Origin of the sequence: Cryobacterium sp. PH29-G1, assembly GCF_030063365.1 — a bacterium.
Taxonomy (GTDB): domain Bacteria; phylum Actinomycetota; class Actinomycetes; order Actinomycetales; family Microbacteriaceae; genus Cryobacterium.
Window position 1 is genome coordinate 158,621 of sequence record NZ_JASISY010000006.1, and the last position, 13,365, is coordinate 171,985.

Annotated in this window: 14 protein-coding genes; 6 read left to right on the forward strand and 8 right to left on the reverse strand. The window is 64.9% G+C overall.

Annotated features, from left to right (window positions below):
* Positions 1-8 precede the first annotated feature (8 nt).
* Positions 9-563, reverse strand: coding sequence for a CGNR zinc finger domain-containing protein (locus QMK22_RS10270; RefSeq protein ID WP_283497538.1), 555 nt, complete (start codon positions 561-563; stop codon positions 9-11).
* An 81-nt stretch (positions 564-644) separates the two neighbouring features.
* On the opposite strand from QMK22_RS10270, the gene QMK22_RS10275 reads away from it, so the two are divergent.
* The 4 genes from QMK22_RS10275 (at position 645) to QMK22_RS10290 (ending at position 5,010) form a co-directional block, all read left to right on the forward strand.
* Positions 645-1,667 (forward strand): EamA family transporter, encoded by a 1,023-nt coding sequence (locus QMK22_RS10275; RefSeq protein ID WP_283497539.1) that lies wholly within the window; start codon positions 645-647, stop codon positions 1,665-1,667.
* Positions 1,668-1,813: 146 nt separating this feature from the next.
* Entirely contained in the window at positions 1,814-3,217 is a 1,404-nt protein-coding gene (locus QMK22_RS10280; RefSeq protein WP_283497540.1) for an APC family permease, read from the forward strand.
* A gap of 18 nt (positions 3,218-3,235) precedes the next feature.
* Positions 3,236-3,889 carry a YigZ family protein gene (locus QMK22_RS10285; protein ID WP_283497541.1) on the forward strand — a complete coding sequence of 218 codons (654 nt, stop codon included), beginning with the start codon at positions 3,236-3,238 and terminating at the stop codon, positions 3,887-3,889.
* A gap of 89 nt (positions 3,890-3,978) precedes the next feature.
* Entirely contained in the window at positions 3,979-5,010 is a 1,032-nt protein-coding gene (locus QMK22_RS10290; protein WP_283497542.1) for an NADPH:quinone reductase, read from the forward strand.
* A 57-nt stretch (positions 5,011-5,067) separates the two neighbouring features.
* Here QMK22_RS10290 and QMK22_RS10295 read toward each other — a convergent pair whose 3' ends face one another.
* The 3 genes from QMK22_RS10295 to QMK22_RS10305 all read right to left on the reverse strand — a co-directional run bounded on the left by QMK22_RS10295 (position 5,068) and on the right by QMK22_RS10305 (position 8,440).
* On the reverse strand, positions 5,068-6,897 hold the full coding sequence (locus tag QMK22_RS10295; protein ID WP_283497543.1) for a DEAD/DEAH box helicase: 1,830 nt from the start codon (positions 6,895-6,897) through the stop codon (positions 5,068-5,070).
* A gap of 105 nt (positions 6,898-7,002) precedes the next feature.
* Complete coding sequence (locus QMK22_RS10300; protein ID WP_283497544.1) at positions 7,003-7,779, reverse strand: alpha/beta fold hydrolase; 777 nt, start codon at positions 7,777-7,779, stop codon at positions 7,003-7,005.
* A 43-nt stretch (positions 7,780-7,822) separates the two neighbouring features.
* On the reverse strand, positions 7,823-8,440 hold the full coding sequence (locus QMK22_RS10305; RefSeq protein WP_283497545.1) for a hypothetical protein: 618 nt from the start codon (positions 8,438-8,440) through the stop codon (positions 7,823-7,825).
* Between the two features lie 142 nt (positions 8,441-8,582).
* Between QMK22_RS10305 and QMK22_RS10310 the strand changes: the two genes are divergently transcribed.
* Positions 8,583-8,984 carry an ankyrin repeat domain-containing protein gene (locus QMK22_RS10310; protein ID WP_283497546.1) on the forward strand — a complete coding sequence of 134 codons (402 nt, stop codon included), beginning with the start codon at positions 8,583-8,585 and terminating at the stop codon, positions 8,982-8,984.
* Positions 8,985-9,064: 80 nt separating this feature from the next.
* Here QMK22_RS10310 and QMK22_RS10315 read toward each other — a convergent pair whose 3' ends face one another.
* The 3 genes from QMK22_RS10315 to QMK22_RS10325 form a co-directional block, all read right to left on the reverse strand.
* Positions 9,065-9,658, reverse strand: coding sequence for a hypothetical protein (locus tag QMK22_RS10315; RefSeq protein WP_283497547.1), 594 nt, complete (start codon positions 9,656-9,658; stop codon positions 9,065-9,067).
* A gap of 256 nt (positions 9,659-9,914) precedes the next feature.
* On the reverse strand, positions 9,915-10,790 hold the full coding sequence (locus QMK22_RS10320) for a 3-methyladenine DNA glycosylase (protein ID WP_283497548.1): 876 nt from the start codon (positions 10,788-10,790) through the stop codon (positions 9,915-9,917).
* 23 nt (positions 10,791-10,813) lie between these two features.
* Positions 10,814-11,485, reverse strand: a complete 672-nt coding sequence (locus QMK22_RS10325) for a TetR/AcrR family transcriptional regulator (protein ID WP_283497549.1) — start codon at positions 11,483-11,485, stop codon at positions 10,814-10,816.
* Positions 11,486-11,578: 93 nt separating this feature from the next.
* Between QMK22_RS10325 and QMK22_RS10330 the strand changes: the two genes are divergently transcribed.
* Positions 11,579-13,054, forward strand: a complete 1,476-nt coding sequence (locus QMK22_RS10330) for an MFS transporter (protein ID WP_283497550.1) — start codon at positions 11,579-11,581, stop codon at positions 13,052-13,054.
* Between the two features lie 67 nt (positions 13,055-13,121).
* On the opposite strand, the gene QMK22_RS10335 is transcribed toward QMK22_RS10330, so the two are convergent.
* Positions 13,122-13,310: a hypothetical protein gene (locus tag QMK22_RS10335; protein WP_283497551.1), complete on the reverse strand. Its 189-nt coding sequence runs from the start codon at positions 13,308-13,310 to the stop codon at positions 13,122-13,124.
* Positions 13,311-13,365: the final 55 nt, after the last annotated feature.

Genomic DNA, 13,365 nt, shown 5'->3' on the forward strand with positions numbered 1-13,365 from the left:
GCGCCCCGCTACCGGTCGGTGGTCTGGCGCTCGCGAAAGGCGATCATATTCATGCGGTTGCCGCAGCGCACGCTGCAAAAGCGCTTAGACCCGTTTCGGGAGAGGTCGAGCACGAGGCCGGTGCAATCATCCGCTTCACAGAGACGCAGGCGAGCCATTTCGTCGCTGCGGATCACGTCGATCAAGGCCAGCGCCGCCTCGACCCGCATCCGCTCGCCGAGGGGGGCCTCGGGAACGGTCGCGTGCAGGTGCCAGTCCGACTCGTCGTGGCGCGCGAGCTGGGGAAGCGCGCTCGCCTCACGCAACATGCGATTGACCTCGATCACGGCGTCGTCGCGGTCCAGGGTCCACACCCGGCGCAGCAGGGCGCGGGTCTGTCGCACGTCGCGCAGTTCGGTTTCATCCCCATCGATACGGCCGGTGAAGGGAATCGGGGCCAGAAGGTGGGCGAGATCGGCAAGCGTTTCGAGTTCGTCGAGGCCGCTGCGGGAGGCCCCGGGGTCGGTCTTGCCGAGGGCCACCACGAATTCCAGGGCCTCTTCGGTGTCAGGGGCAAAATGCAAGTTGACTCCTTATGGGTTCGGTCGTATTGTCAGTGGCGTGAGCCAGTTTAGGCCATGACAGGTGCGACCGAAGGACTCCCCATGAAGCTGGCATCGATACCGGGCGGACTGGTCGTAGCCGTGATCGCGGCCGTCTCATTCGGCACCTCAGGCGCACTGGCCAAGCCCATGCTCGAGGCAGGCTGGTCGCCGACCGCCGCTGTCACCGCACGCGCCCTCACCGCCGGAATCGTATTGTTGCCGCTCGCGTTGTATTCGTTGCGCGGTCGGTGGGCGGCGCTGTGGCTCGGCCGGTGGCGCGTGCTGGGAATGGGGATCATCGGCGTGGCTTGCACGCAGCTGGCATACTTTGCTGCTCTGCAGACCATTCCGGTCTCGACCGCTCTTCTCATCGAATTTTTGGCCCCGCTGATTCTGGTCGGCTTCGTCTGGGCGACGACGAGGCGGATGCCGCGCCGCACCGTGCTGCTCGGCTCGGCACTCGCGGTCAGCGGCCTCGTTCTCGTGATCGGTCCCGGCGCAATTCAGGCCGTCGACCCGGTGGGGGTGCTGTTCGCCTTCGGCGCGGCGATCGCCTGCGCGGTGTTTTTCGTCGTGGCCGCACGTCCGGCCCACGGGTTGCCGCCCATCGCGCTGGCGGCATTTGGACTGTTAGTCGGTGGCGGGGCGCTCGGCCTGCTCGGCCTCACCGGTCTGCTCTCGTTCACGGCGTCGTTCGCCGACCTGTCGTTGCTGGGGATGTTAACGCCCTGGTGGGTGCCGTTGGTCGCGCTGGCGGTCATCAGCACAGCGATCGCCTATGCGGCGGGCATTACCGCCGCCGGGGTGCTCGGATCGAGGCTCGCATCGTTTGTGGGACTGCTGGAGGTGATCTTCGCGTCGTTGTTCGCCTGGCTGCTGCTCGGGGAGATGCTCACGCCCCTGCAATTGCTCGGTGGCTTGCTGATTTTGGGCGGTATCGCCGCAGTCGGGGAGGAGCGGGTGGAATTGGCCGCGGAATCCCTGTTGCCGGACGAGCCGCTCGTGCACGAGCAGCTATACCACGAGGTGGACCAACCCGAGTCGTCGGGCGATGGGCGGGGCATCCACTCGGTAAACAGGTAGCAGCCCGGCGCACTCGCGGGCGTCGAGTGACTGGCTCTCGCGTAGGGCCTGACTCTCGCGTCGGGCTTGGTCGAACGGGCACGGTCCCATTAGGGCACTAGAGACTTCTAAACTTGAGGGTCTGAGTCTCTACTGAAGGATTGTTCGTGCCCGACGCTGTTGGATCGCCCGCTCGCGCACGAACCAACCGAATTCGGCGGGTGTTCGCCTCGCGGGGATTGCTATTGGTGGCATTCGCCTTCTCGGTGATGGCCGACCCCGTGTCGTCGGTCGCCTATGCGGTGGAGGCGGCGTTGCGGGCGCTCGGCGGGGACCTGTCACTGTTGCTGGCGACTATGGGCCTCGTGCTGGCCATCATCGCCCTCGTCATCGTGAATTACCGCCAGCTGATTTCGCGCTACCCCAAGGGCGGTGGGGCGTCGGCCGCGGTCGGGGAAGCGTTTGGAGACGGCTGGTCGTTCATTCCCATTGGTGCCCTGGTCGTGGACTTCGTGCTGACGATTGCCGTGAGCGTCTCAGCCGGAGCGTCTGCGGCCATCGCCTATTTTCCCGCTCTTGCTCCGTGGCGGGTAGAAATTGCTATTGGTTTGTTGCTCGTCGTCGCCGGGACCACGATGTTCGGGCATCTCGGTCGCGTGATCTTCGCCGCGATGACATTGACCTTCATCGTGCTGACCGTTTTCGTGTTGCTATATGGGTTGGGCGTGACCCCACAGGAATCCGGAACGATCTCCGACACCGCTCCCCACGTGCCGATCCTGGCTGTGCTCCTTGCCTTTCCGGTGGCCATGGCCCTGGCCACCGGCGTCGAGGCACCATCCACGGCCATCGCCGAGCTCGGCGAACTTGACGATGCCGGCCGAAGGCGGTTCGGCCGGCTCACCCTGTGGCTGACGCTGGGCGTGGTTGGCACCATCACCATCGGGCTCGCCCTCGAGCTGGTTCACCTGCAAATTGGAGTGCCGGGGGCGGACACGACCCAAATTGCTGAGCTGGCCCGGGTCGCCGCTCCGGCACCGCTCTTTGCCGCATTTCAGTTGGCTACCGCGCTGCTCCTGCTCGCCGCGGCGAGTTCTTCCTTTCAGGCCGGTCCGGGAATGCTCAAGGCACTGGCTCGGCACGCTCGATCGGACGGCCAGCTCGTGGGGATCCTGCCGAAGGCACTGGCCCGCACCAACGGCCGGCACACACCGGTGTGGGGAGTGGCGCTCTTTACCGCGCTGGCGGTCACGATCACGATCATCGCTGGCGCCAATGATCAAAATCTGGTTCTCTACTATGCCGTTGCGGTGTTCCTGAGCTTTTTGGGCGGTCTGCTGGCCATGGCCAAGTTCTCTTTTCACAGCCGTCGCAGCGCCTCCCTCGTGCTCAACCTCGTGGGTGCGGTCGTTGTGTTGTTCACGCTCATCATGAATCTGTCGCGCGGCCTTCCCTTGATCAGTCTCGGAGCAGCCCTCGCGGTGTCGGCCATTCTGCATCAGATTTGGGTGCATTCGGGCCGGCCAGAGGGCGTGCGCAGCGTTCAGGCCGCCAGCACGGCCAAATCCTAGATGCACCAGACTGGGGGTATGCCTGATCTCACCCTGCACGGCGGCGCGGGTAGCCGCGTGGATGCCGAAATTGAGGTCAAACGATCCCGGTTTCTGTGCCGTCTGGTCAGAACTGAGACCGAGGATGCCGCCCGCGCCGCAATCGACGACGCACGCAAGGAACACTGGAATGCCCGCCACCATTGCTCGGCCTTCGTGCTCGGGCCCTCGGTGGCCCCCGATCAGGTGCGTCGCTCGAATGACGACGGTGAACCGTCTGGCACAGCGGGTCGGCCCATGCTCGAGGCCCTGACCGGACGAGACTTCGTAGACTGCGTGGCCGTCGTCAGTCGTTACTTCGGCGGTACCCTGCTCGGCGCTGGCGGCCTGGTGCGCGCATACTCAGAGGCGGTCCTGACCGCCATCGACGAAGCGCAGGTGCACGGGCTGGTCGTGGCACGTGAACGCCGCGAACTGTTCACCCTCGCGCTCTCCCACGCGGATGCCGGACGAATCGAGGCCGAGCTGCGCCAGCGCGGTGTGCTCATCCTGGGGACCGATTACGGGCGTGACGCCGTGCTGCACATTGCCGACGACAATACCGAGCGGCTGGCTGCGACAGTGGCTCAGGTCACGGCTGGTGGCGCCGTTCTGGAAGCGCTCGGCCACGAATGGGTTGACGTCACAGCGTAATTCCGTTCGTCTCGAACAAACCGGCGGCGACATCCATTTGTTTCCTCCGATGCAGGAAACATTCCGGCCCCTGCGACGTTGGGTCTGGTATGAAGACCATTATCTATCGCGAAACCGGTGACCCGTCCGTACTCCAGCTTGTTGAGCGGCCGGTGACGGAGCCCGCGGCCGGCGAGGTGCGCGTACAGATCGTCGTGAGCGGAGTCAACCCGACCGATTGGAAGTCACGCCGCGGCTCCGAGCCGGGTGAGGCGCTTGCGTTCGCTGACGTGGTACCGAACCAGGATGGCGCGGGAATCGTGGACGCTGTCGGAGCCGGCGTCTCCAACGTTGCTGTCGGCGACCGCGTCTGGCTGGCCCTGGCCGCCTATCAACTGGCGCACGGCGGCACAGCGCAGGAGTACGCGGTGCTGCCGGCAGAGCGCGTTTTTCTGCTGCCGTCTCCGGCCGGCTTTGACCAGGGAGCCAGCCTCGGTGTGCCGGCCATCACGGCCTACCGCGCGTTGACGGTGGCCGAAGACGGGCCGAGCCGGCTGCATCCGGGGGCTTTGGACGGCAAGGTCGTGCTCGTGGCGGGGGGTGCCGGTGCCGTCGGTCACGCCGCGATTCAGCTCGCGAGGTGGGCCGGAGCCACCGTTGTCACGACGGTGAGTGGGCCGGCCAAAGCCGCTCTCGCGACAGCTGCGGGCGCACACCACGTGCTCACCTACACCGACTCCGATGTCGCCGCTACGATTCGGCAGATCGCGCCCGACGGCGTGGATCTGATCGTGGAGGTCGCTCCGGCTCAGAACTCCGCACTCGATCTCGCCGTCATTCGCAATCGCGGATCCATCGCCGTCTACGCCAACAACGGCGGAGACCAGATGACCCTGGACGTGCGCAGACACTTCAGCCTGAACGTGCGATATCAGTTTGTCTTGCTCTACACGGTTGGCGCCGAGGTCGTGCAGCACGCTGCCGCCGGAATTAACGAAGCGCTCGTCGATGGGGCGCTTGCCGTCGGAGCGGATGCGGGATTGCCGCTCCACCGCTTCGATTTGGCGCAGACAGCGGATGCCCACGCTCTCGTCGAAAGCGGCGTCACCGGCAAGGTACTCATCGACGTGTCGGCTGCCTGACCCAACACGAAAGCACCCCTCATCGTTTGCGACGAGGGGTGCTTTCATGTTTAGGCTCTAGTACTCGCGGCGCGGAGCGCGCGGCGGGCGGTCGCCCTGATCGGCGGAGCGACTGGCGCCGCCCTTGTCGGCACGCAGCTCGATGAGCTTGCCGCTGATGCGGGTGTTTTCCAGCTTGGAGAACACCTCGCCGGACAGGTCAGCGGGCAACTCGACCAGCGAGAACTCGGGCAGAATCTTGATGTGCCCGAAGTCGTCACGGCTCAGTCCGCCCTCGTTGGCCAGGGCGCCAACGATCTGCCGCGGCTCGACCTTGTGACGCTTGCCGACCTCGATGCGGTACTGCGCCATCGGCTTGCCGCTGGACCGCACCGGGCGTTCGCTGCGCACGGGCCGATCGTCGCGGCTGCCACGGTCGTCGCGGTTGAAACGGTCCGAACGGCCGCCACGGTCGGGGCGATCGCCGCGCTGCTCGGAGCGCTCGACCCGCTCGTCGCGCTCGATGCGTTGCTGGGCACGCACGTCTTCGGCGGAGAGCAGCAAGGGAGTCTCGCCCTGCGAAACCACGGCCAGCGCCGCGGCCACATCAACCTCGGGCACGTCGTGGTGGGAGACGTAGTGCGCGATGATGTCGCGGAATTTGCTGATGCGATCGGTCTCGTCGAGGGCTGCGGTGATGGCATCGTCGAAGCGGGTCAGGCGCGTCACGTTGACGTCTTCCACGCTTGGAAGCTGCATCTGGGTAAGCGGCTGGCGGGTGGCTTTTTCAATCGCGGTGAGCAGGCGACGCTCGCGCGGAGTGACGAAGCTGATCGCTGCGCCGCTGCGGCCGGCCCGGCCGGTGCGGCCGATGCGGTGCACGTAGGACTCAGTGTCGATGGGAATGTCGTAGTTGACCACGTGGCTGATGCGTTCCACGTCGAGGCCACGAGCGGCAACATCCGTGGCAACCAGAATGTCGAGCTTGCCGCTCTTGAGCTGGTTGACCGTGCGCTCACGCTGCACCTGCTGCACGTCACCGTTGATGGCCATGGCGGAGTAGCCGCGGGCCCGCAGCTTCTCGGCGAGCAACTCGGTCTCGTTCTTGGTGCGGGCGAAGATGATCATGCCCTCGAAGTTCTCGACCTCGAGAATGCGGGTAAGCGCGTCGAGCTTCTGCGGGTACGACACCATCAGGTAGCGCTGGGTTGTGTTCGACGAGGTCGTGGTCTTGGTCTTGACCGTGATCTCGGCGGGGTCGTGCAGGTACTTCTGCGAGATGCGGCGAATCTGCGCCGGCATCGTGGCGGAGAACAGGGCGACCTGCTTGTCTTCGGGGGTGTCGGCGAGAATCGTTTCGACGTCTTCCGCGAAACCCATCTTGAGCATCTCGTCGGCCTCATCCAGCACCAGATACTTGAGCTCAGAAAGGTCGAGGGTGCCCTTTTCGAGGTGGTCCATGATGCGGCCGGGAGTACCGACGACGATGTGCACCCCGCGCCGCAGGGCCGACAGCTGCACGCCGTAGCCCTGTCCGCCGTAGACGGGAAGTACGTGCACGCCACGAATGTGTGCGCCGTACTTCTCGAACGCTTCGCACACCTGCAGCGCGAGCTCGCGCGTCGGCGCGAGCACGAGCGCCTGCGGGTTTTTCTGCGACAGGTCGAGACGGTTCAGAATCGGCAGCGCGAACGCAGCCGTCTTGCCGGTGCCGGTCTGGGCGAGTCCGACAACGTCACGACCCTCCAGAAGCGGCGGAATAGTGGCGGCCTGAATGGCCGAGGGGGTTTCGTAGCCGACGGCCTTGAGCGCCTTAAGCATGGCGTCATTGAGCCCGAGATCGGCAAATGTCTTGGTTGCAGTGGCAGATTCTGCCTGGTTCTGCGCTGTAGTGTCTGGTGCGGTCATAGTACAACGGTAGTCGAAGAGTTCGCCCCCGGCGTAAAGGCTCGTCCGACGACCTGCAAAGCGGATGCCCCGCCGCACCCGTTCCCGAAACGGTGGGTCGGAGTATCAGGCCTTGAGAAAGGCAATAGCCGCCTCGCGGAACGGCCGCGACGTGGGGGCGTTGAAGTGATTGCGGCCGGGAATTTCGAAAAAGCTACCGTGCGGGGCCGCCTCGGCTAGCGCCCGCGAGGCATCGAGAATGCTGTCCTCGCTTCCCGTCGCGAACAGCAGGGGCTGCCGAGGCGCGTTGGCGGCGCCGGGCTGCGTTCCGCCGCGCATGCCCTCCACGAGGGCTACGAGGGCCGCGAGGTCATTGCCCGGCAGAGCTTTCGCCATGGTGAGGTAGGCGCCGGTGAGGCGGTCGGTGACCTCGTGGCCGTGTTCGAGGTGGGCGCGGGCATCCGCTATCTGAAAGCGTTTAAGCGGATCGCCGTCGGGGATGCCGCCGAGCACCGCTTGGGTGATGCGGCCGCCGAGCTCGCGGGCGGCCTGCCAGCCCACCCGGGCACCGAGTGAATAGCCGACGTAGCGCACCTCGGTGAGCAGGTAGGCGTCGAGTACCGCCTCGACGTCGGCAACGAGCAGCTCCATCGTGTACGCGTCGGGCGAGTGCGGCTTATCGCTCGCGCCGTGCCCGCGCTGGTCGATGCCGATCACATGAAAGCCAGCCCGAGTGAGATCGCGGGTCCATCCGGTGGCGTGCCAGTTGGCGATTGCGCTCGAGGCAAAGCCATGCACCACGAACACGGTCGGGTCCTGCGGGTCGCCGAGCTCGTAGGTGGCCAGTTGCACACCGTCGACGGACGGAACAAAACGGTGTTCGGGAGCGGTGTGTTGCAACATCCCCCTATTTCACCACGTATCTCACCACGGATGCCCGGCTCGACTAGCCCACCGGGAGCAGGGCGGACTGCACGATGACGACGTCGGGGCCGTACTGCTGGTCGAAAAAATGCTGAATGGTGCCATCGTCGTAGGTCACCGACACCCAGAGGTAGCCATTCATGGGGACTGTCGCAAGAATTTGCGTAGCGGCGATTTCGTCGCTGATGCGTTGTAGCGTTGCCGTGTCGCTGGCACCCGCGTTCTCCGCTTCACGGAGTGGGTCGGGGGAGCCGATCGGCGAATACAGCGCCAGCGGAATCGGAGGCTGGGTCTGCGCAAAAGCTTCGCCATTCCAGATGCCGAAGACCGCGTAGGTGCCCCAGGTGACCGTCGACGCGGTTTCGGAGTACCTCGCCAGCGACCAGTTCCAGCCGCTGATCGTCGGCCCGGAGCACTGCGGCGGGTAGGACTCCATGATCGGGCCCAAGCAGAGCATGGGTTCGGCGTGGCCCTTCTGCAGAACTGTGCCCTGGCCGACGAGTTCGGTATCGGTGGGTGTGGGCTGGGGGAGAGCGACCGGCCCCGAGTCCGTTCCCCCAGATGCATCTCCCGCGCAGGCCGTGACGGCGAACAGACCCGTGGCCACCAGTGTGGCAATGATCAGGCGTCGACTTCTCATGATTTAAGTCTGGCATCGACGCGGCACCGCCGCCACAGTGCCGGCCGCCCCATCGCCCGTTAGTCGCGCAATCGTGACGAAACGAGGGGTGCCGGAGTACGCCGGTACGCTGGGCACACAACGAAGCGAGTGGGAGCAGCCAGTGAACGAGAACACATCCGGGCCCAGCCCAGAGGTCATGGAGGGCGTTTTCGACCTCGCCCGCGACGGTCGTACCGGCCCGCTGGGCGAAATGATCGACGCCGGTTTTGGCCTGGACCTGGTCAATGCGCGGGGAGACACACTGCTGATCGTCGCGGCCTACCAACAGCACCCCGAGACCGTCGCTGAACTGCTGCGCCGCGGGGCAGACGCATCGACGGTCAACGCGATGGGCCAGACCGCGATTTCGTGTGCGGTCTTTCGCAACAATGAGGGGATTCTACGGTTGCTCCTCGAAGCGGATGCCGACCCCCGCCTCGGTACGCACAGTGGCGTGGCTATCGCTGATCAGTTCGGACTGCCGCTCATGCGCGAGATCATCGAGTCGTACCCGCGCGCCTGAGCGACAACTCACCCAGAACGCGCAAAAAAAGGAAGGGCGCCTCCCCGGAGAAAGACGCCCTTCTGGTAGGTCAGCGAGGGTTAGCGACCGAGGCCGAGTCCGAGGCCGCCGAGAACGTCATTGATGATCGAGTCGACGGAAGCATCGATGTTTTCAACATCGACGCCGCCGACATCGGTACTTCCGACATCAGTGCCGCGAACATCCGTGCCGTTTCCAGCATCGACCGGGGCGGTGACCGGGGCCTCGACCGGGGCGGTGACGGGAGCTTCAATCGGTGCGACGACGTCGTTGCCGTTTCCGACGGACGTGCCGTTGGCGACGTCGTTGCCGACCTCGTTGCCGGAGGCGACGTCACCGATGTCGCTGTTCAGCGAATCGTTCACGAGCGGTCCATTCACGAGCCCGCCGTTAGCCACGCCGCCGTTAGCCACCCCGCCGAGTGCGGTGCCGTTGCCGGAGAGATTGAACAGGTCGCCGATGATGTCGAGGCGGTTCTGCTCGGACGAGCTGTCGGTGCTGGTGCTGGTGTTGCTGGTGGCGTTGGTGAGGTCGCCGTCGAAAGCCTGGGCGGGAGCGACGAAACCACCGATGATCAGAGCGGATGCTGCCGCGCCGGTGATACCGAGTGCGGTGATCTTGCGAATGTTCGTGTGCTTCGTGATCGTGTTCATGAAAGCTCCTATTCGTTGTTCAGTTCCGGTCCAATGTGTTCTCGGACCGCACTCATGGTCCGGAGCCCCGGCCCAGGTGGTTTGGTCGGACTGCCACAAAAGGGTTTCAATGGCCGATATCGGGGAGGATGAGTGTGGCATTGACGCTGGCAGATCGCCGCCACGGGCGGCATCCGCTCGCCACTGGCACACAAGCTGAGAAGCGGCTGGCAACCGGCCTGGGGGAGCCACGGCGCAGGCAGCACCCGACGTCGACCTAGACGAGAAGGGCGACCACCTGGTCGCGCAGCACGTTGCTCTGAGTGGTGAAATCGCGCTGGCGTCGCACGTACTCCGCCTTGCCAGCGGCCGTCTCAACCGCGACCGGTGTGTAGCCCCAGTCGCTCAGATCGTAGGGGGAGGCCTCCATGTCGAGCTGGCGAATGTCTCGAGCGAGCTCGAAGGCATCGAGCAGGAGCTCCCCGGGAATCAGGGGACCGAGCTTGATCACCCATTTGTAGATGTCCATGCCCGCGTGCAGGCAGCCGGGCTGTTCCATCGCCGGCTGGTTTTCGCGTGACGGTTGTAATGCGTTGAGCCCGATTGCGGGCGGGGTGAAGAAACGAAACGCGTCGAAGTGGCTGCACGCGATGCGGTTTCCGTCGACGACGGCATCGGTATCGCCCTGACCCAGCCGCAACGGTGCGACATGGCGGTGCTCGCCCTGGCGGTAGACCATCGCCCATTCGTGGAGTCCGAAACAGCCGAAGTGGGCCGGGCGTTGCCTGGTCGAAGACAGCAGCGAAGCAACGAAGCGGATGACGCGGTCATTCTTCGCGGAGAAGGCCGCGGCATCCACCTGGCTGGCGTCGCCGGTGGTGCGATACCACTTCCAACTCGCACGCGGCTCATTGGCGGCGCCCCGTAACAGCACACCGGCGCCGGGATGCCAGCGGCGCAGCAAGCCGGGCCGAAACGGGTAGTAGGTAAACAGAAAATCGTCGACCGGATGGCTCTGGCCGGTGGCGGCGCGTTCGCGGCGGCCGCGGGTGAAATTGTCAGCGCGGTATTCATGAGCCTGCTCGAGTGCCCGCCACTCGGTCGCGGCGAGCGTTCGGGTCTGGTCCGTCCCAGGCTGCTCAGAAAGTTGCACCCGTCGACACTACGCCGTGAACCCTAGGATCGAGCGCGGCCCAGCCCCACGGCGGGCAGCACGACGCCGTCGATCAGGCCGATGAAGAAGTCCCGATTGACCGGCTCCTGCAACACCAGCACGCGGAAGATAGCCATGGACTGGCTCACCACCGCGAGATTCTCGATATCGCAGTCCGCTGAAATCTCGCCACGGTCAATGGCTCGCTGCAGCAAAATACGATTGGCGGATGCCCGCGGCTCCACGATCGCGACCCGGGCAGCCTCGGCCAATTCCGGACTGCGGGAGATCATCGACGTGAGCCCGGCCATGATGCGCATCTTACGAGTGCTGTCTTCGATCGTGTGCGGTTTGATCATCGCCACGAGATCGCCGCGTAACGTGCCGGTGTCTGGCAGGCCGTCACGGTCAACGTCGCCGTGTTTCATGCACGCGATGGCATCAATGACGAGTTCGCCCTTCGACGGCCAACGACGGTACAGGGTGGCCTTTCCCGCCTTCGCGCGGGTGGCCACCATTTCCATGGTCATTCCTTCGTAGCCGGTCTCGGCGAGTACATCCAAGGCCGCGGCGAGAATATCGGGGTCACGGGTGTGGTCGCGTTTGCGACCCAGTTTTGGGCTCGCTTCGGCGTTGGTGTCGAGCTGCGTGGTGTCGAGCTGTTCGGTGTCGAGCTGGCCGGCGTCGAGCGTCATTGCTGGGCTCCTTCGTTTCGTCTCTGTAAAATATATCGCATATAGGGAACTGGGTAGATCCGGAACTGTTCAGTTTCGTATAGAGTGGCCGTCATGTCACAGTCTTCCTCACTCGCGACGCCTGACGTCGTCGCCGCACCGCCCACCAACCGTCGCTGGTGGACCCTCATCGTCGTGGGCCTGGCCCAGCTCATGGTCGTGCTCGATTCGACCGTCGTTAATATTGCCCTGCCCTCGGCTCAGGCCGATCTCGGCTTCTCGAACGGCGACCGTCAATGGATTGTGACCGCCTACTCGCTTGCGTTCGGCAGCCTGTTGTTGCTCGGTGGTCGGCTCTCCGACCTGATCGGCCGCAAGCGCACCTTCATCATCGGTTTGATTGGGTTCGCCGCCGCATCAGCGCTCGGGGGAGCGGCCGACAGCTTCGGCATGCTCGTCGGTGCCCGAGCCCTGCAGGGTGCCTTCGGGGCGCTCCTCGCTCCGACCGCCCTCGCGGTGCTCACGACGACCTTCACGATTCCCAAGGAACGCGCCCGTGCCTTCGGCGTGTTCGGGGCCATCGCCGGTGCCGGTGGTGCTTTCGGTCTGCTGCTCGGCGGCTACCTCACCGAGTATTTCGACTGGCGCTGGAACCTCTACATCAACGTGGTTATCGCCGTTGTCGCGATCGTCGGTGCGACCATCTTCGTCACCCACGTCACACGCACCGGCCCGCGTCCCAAGCTCGACATTCCGGGCACACTGCTGGTCTCCGGCGCCTTGTTTGGTCTGGTCTACGGGTTCTCCAATGCCGAGACCGACGGCTGGGACTCCATTTTGACGTGGGGAACACTGTCGGTCGCCGGGATTCTGCTGGTCGCGTTCGTGCTCTGGCAGCGCAAGGCGGCGCATCCGCTTCTGCCGCTGGCCATCGTGCTCGATCGCAACCGCGCCGCGGCCTACATTTCGATTCTCGTTGCCGGCGCGGGAATGTTCGGTATTTTCCTGTTTGTGACTTATTACCTGCAGGTCTCACTGCATTATTCGCCCATGCAAACCGGTTTGTCGTTCCTGCCGATGATCGCCATGCTCGTGCTGGCAGCGCAGCTGTCCACGAACATTTTCGTGCCGCGGTTCGGGCCAAAAATTCTGGTGCCGATCGGCATGAGCCTCGGCGCGATCGGTATGGTCTACCTCACGCACCTCGATCTGAACAGCGTCTACGTGGTCGATGTGCTGCCGCCGCTGATGCTTCTCGGGCTGGCGATGGGAACGATTATGCCGGCATCCATGCAAACCGCCACCCTCGGCGTCGACGGCCAGTTCGCCGGCGTGGCCTCGGCCATGGTCAATACCAGCCAGCAGGTGGGCGGGTCCATCGGCACCGCGCTGCTGAACACCCTCGCGGCGACCGCTGCCACCAACTATGTCGCCGACCATCTGCCGGCAACGGCCGCGGTCGCCGCCCAGGCTGCCGTGCAGAGCTATGCAACCGCCTACTGGTGGGGAGCCGGGTTCTTCTTCTTCGGCGCCGTTGTGGCCGCGTTCCTGTTTCGCCGGATCGGGCACGGAATCTCGCTGGCACACTGACCACTCGCGCACCAACCACTCGCACACCAGTCACCGGTATCAGCGGATGCCGTCCTCCAATAGGCGGCTACGCGGCCAGGGAGCCGGCCGTCCAGCGGATCGCTCGCCCGCCGGCGCGGGTGCCATGGGTGTCGTCGTCGTGGCCGTGCAGGCGGCGGCACTGCACGAGGTCCTCCGATGGCGTGATGTGCGGGTCGCGGCAGGAGCTGTCGTACCCGGTGTAGTCAATTTCGAGCAGGAGTTCGTCGTCGGTCATAGTTGTGGTTCCACTTCAGTCGGACGCCTCACTGGGGAGGCGCCTGGCGAACGCA

Bases quoted from the DNA above. Each gene is read 5' to 3' on its own strand.
- QMK22_RS10335 (WP_283497551.1), bottom strand. From the start codon at position 13,310: ATGACCGACGACGAACTCCTGCTCGAAATTGACTACACCGGGTACGAC.
- QMK22_RS10300 (WP_283497544.1), bottom strand. From the start codon at position 7,779: ATGTTGCAACACACCGCTCCCGAACACCGTTTTGTTCCGTCCGTCGAC.
- QMK22_RS10295 (WP_283497543.1), bottom strand. From the start codon at position 6,897: ATGACCGCACCAGACACTACAGCGCAGAACCAGGCAGAATCTGCCACT.
- QMK22_RS10275 (WP_283497539.1), top strand. From the start codon at position 645: ATGAAGCTGGCATCGATACCGGGCGGACTGGTCGTAGCCGTGATCGCG.
- QMK22_RS10285 (WP_283497541.1), top strand. From the start codon at position 3,236: ATGCCTGATCTCACCCTGCACGGCGGCGCGGGTAGCCGCGTGGATGCC.
- QMK22_RS10325 (WP_283497549.1), bottom strand. From the start codon at position 11,485: ATGACGCTCGACGCCGGCCAGCTCGACACCGAACAGCTCGACACCACG.
- QMK22_RS10315 (WP_283497547.1), bottom strand. From the start codon at position 9,658: ATGAACACGATCACGAAGCACACGAACATTCGCAAGATCACCGCACTC.
- QMK22_RS10290 (WP_283497542.1), top strand. From the start codon at position 3,979: ATGAAGACCATTATCTATCGCGAAACCGGTGACCCGTCCGTACTCCAG.
- QMK22_RS10305 (WP_283497545.1), bottom strand. From the start codon at position 8,440: ATGAGAAGTCGACGCCTGATCATTGCCACACTGGTGGCCACGGGTCTG.
- QMK22_RS10330 (WP_283497550.1), top strand. From the start codon at position 11,579: ATGTCACAGTCTTCCTCACTCGCGACGCCTGACGTCGTCGCCGCACCG.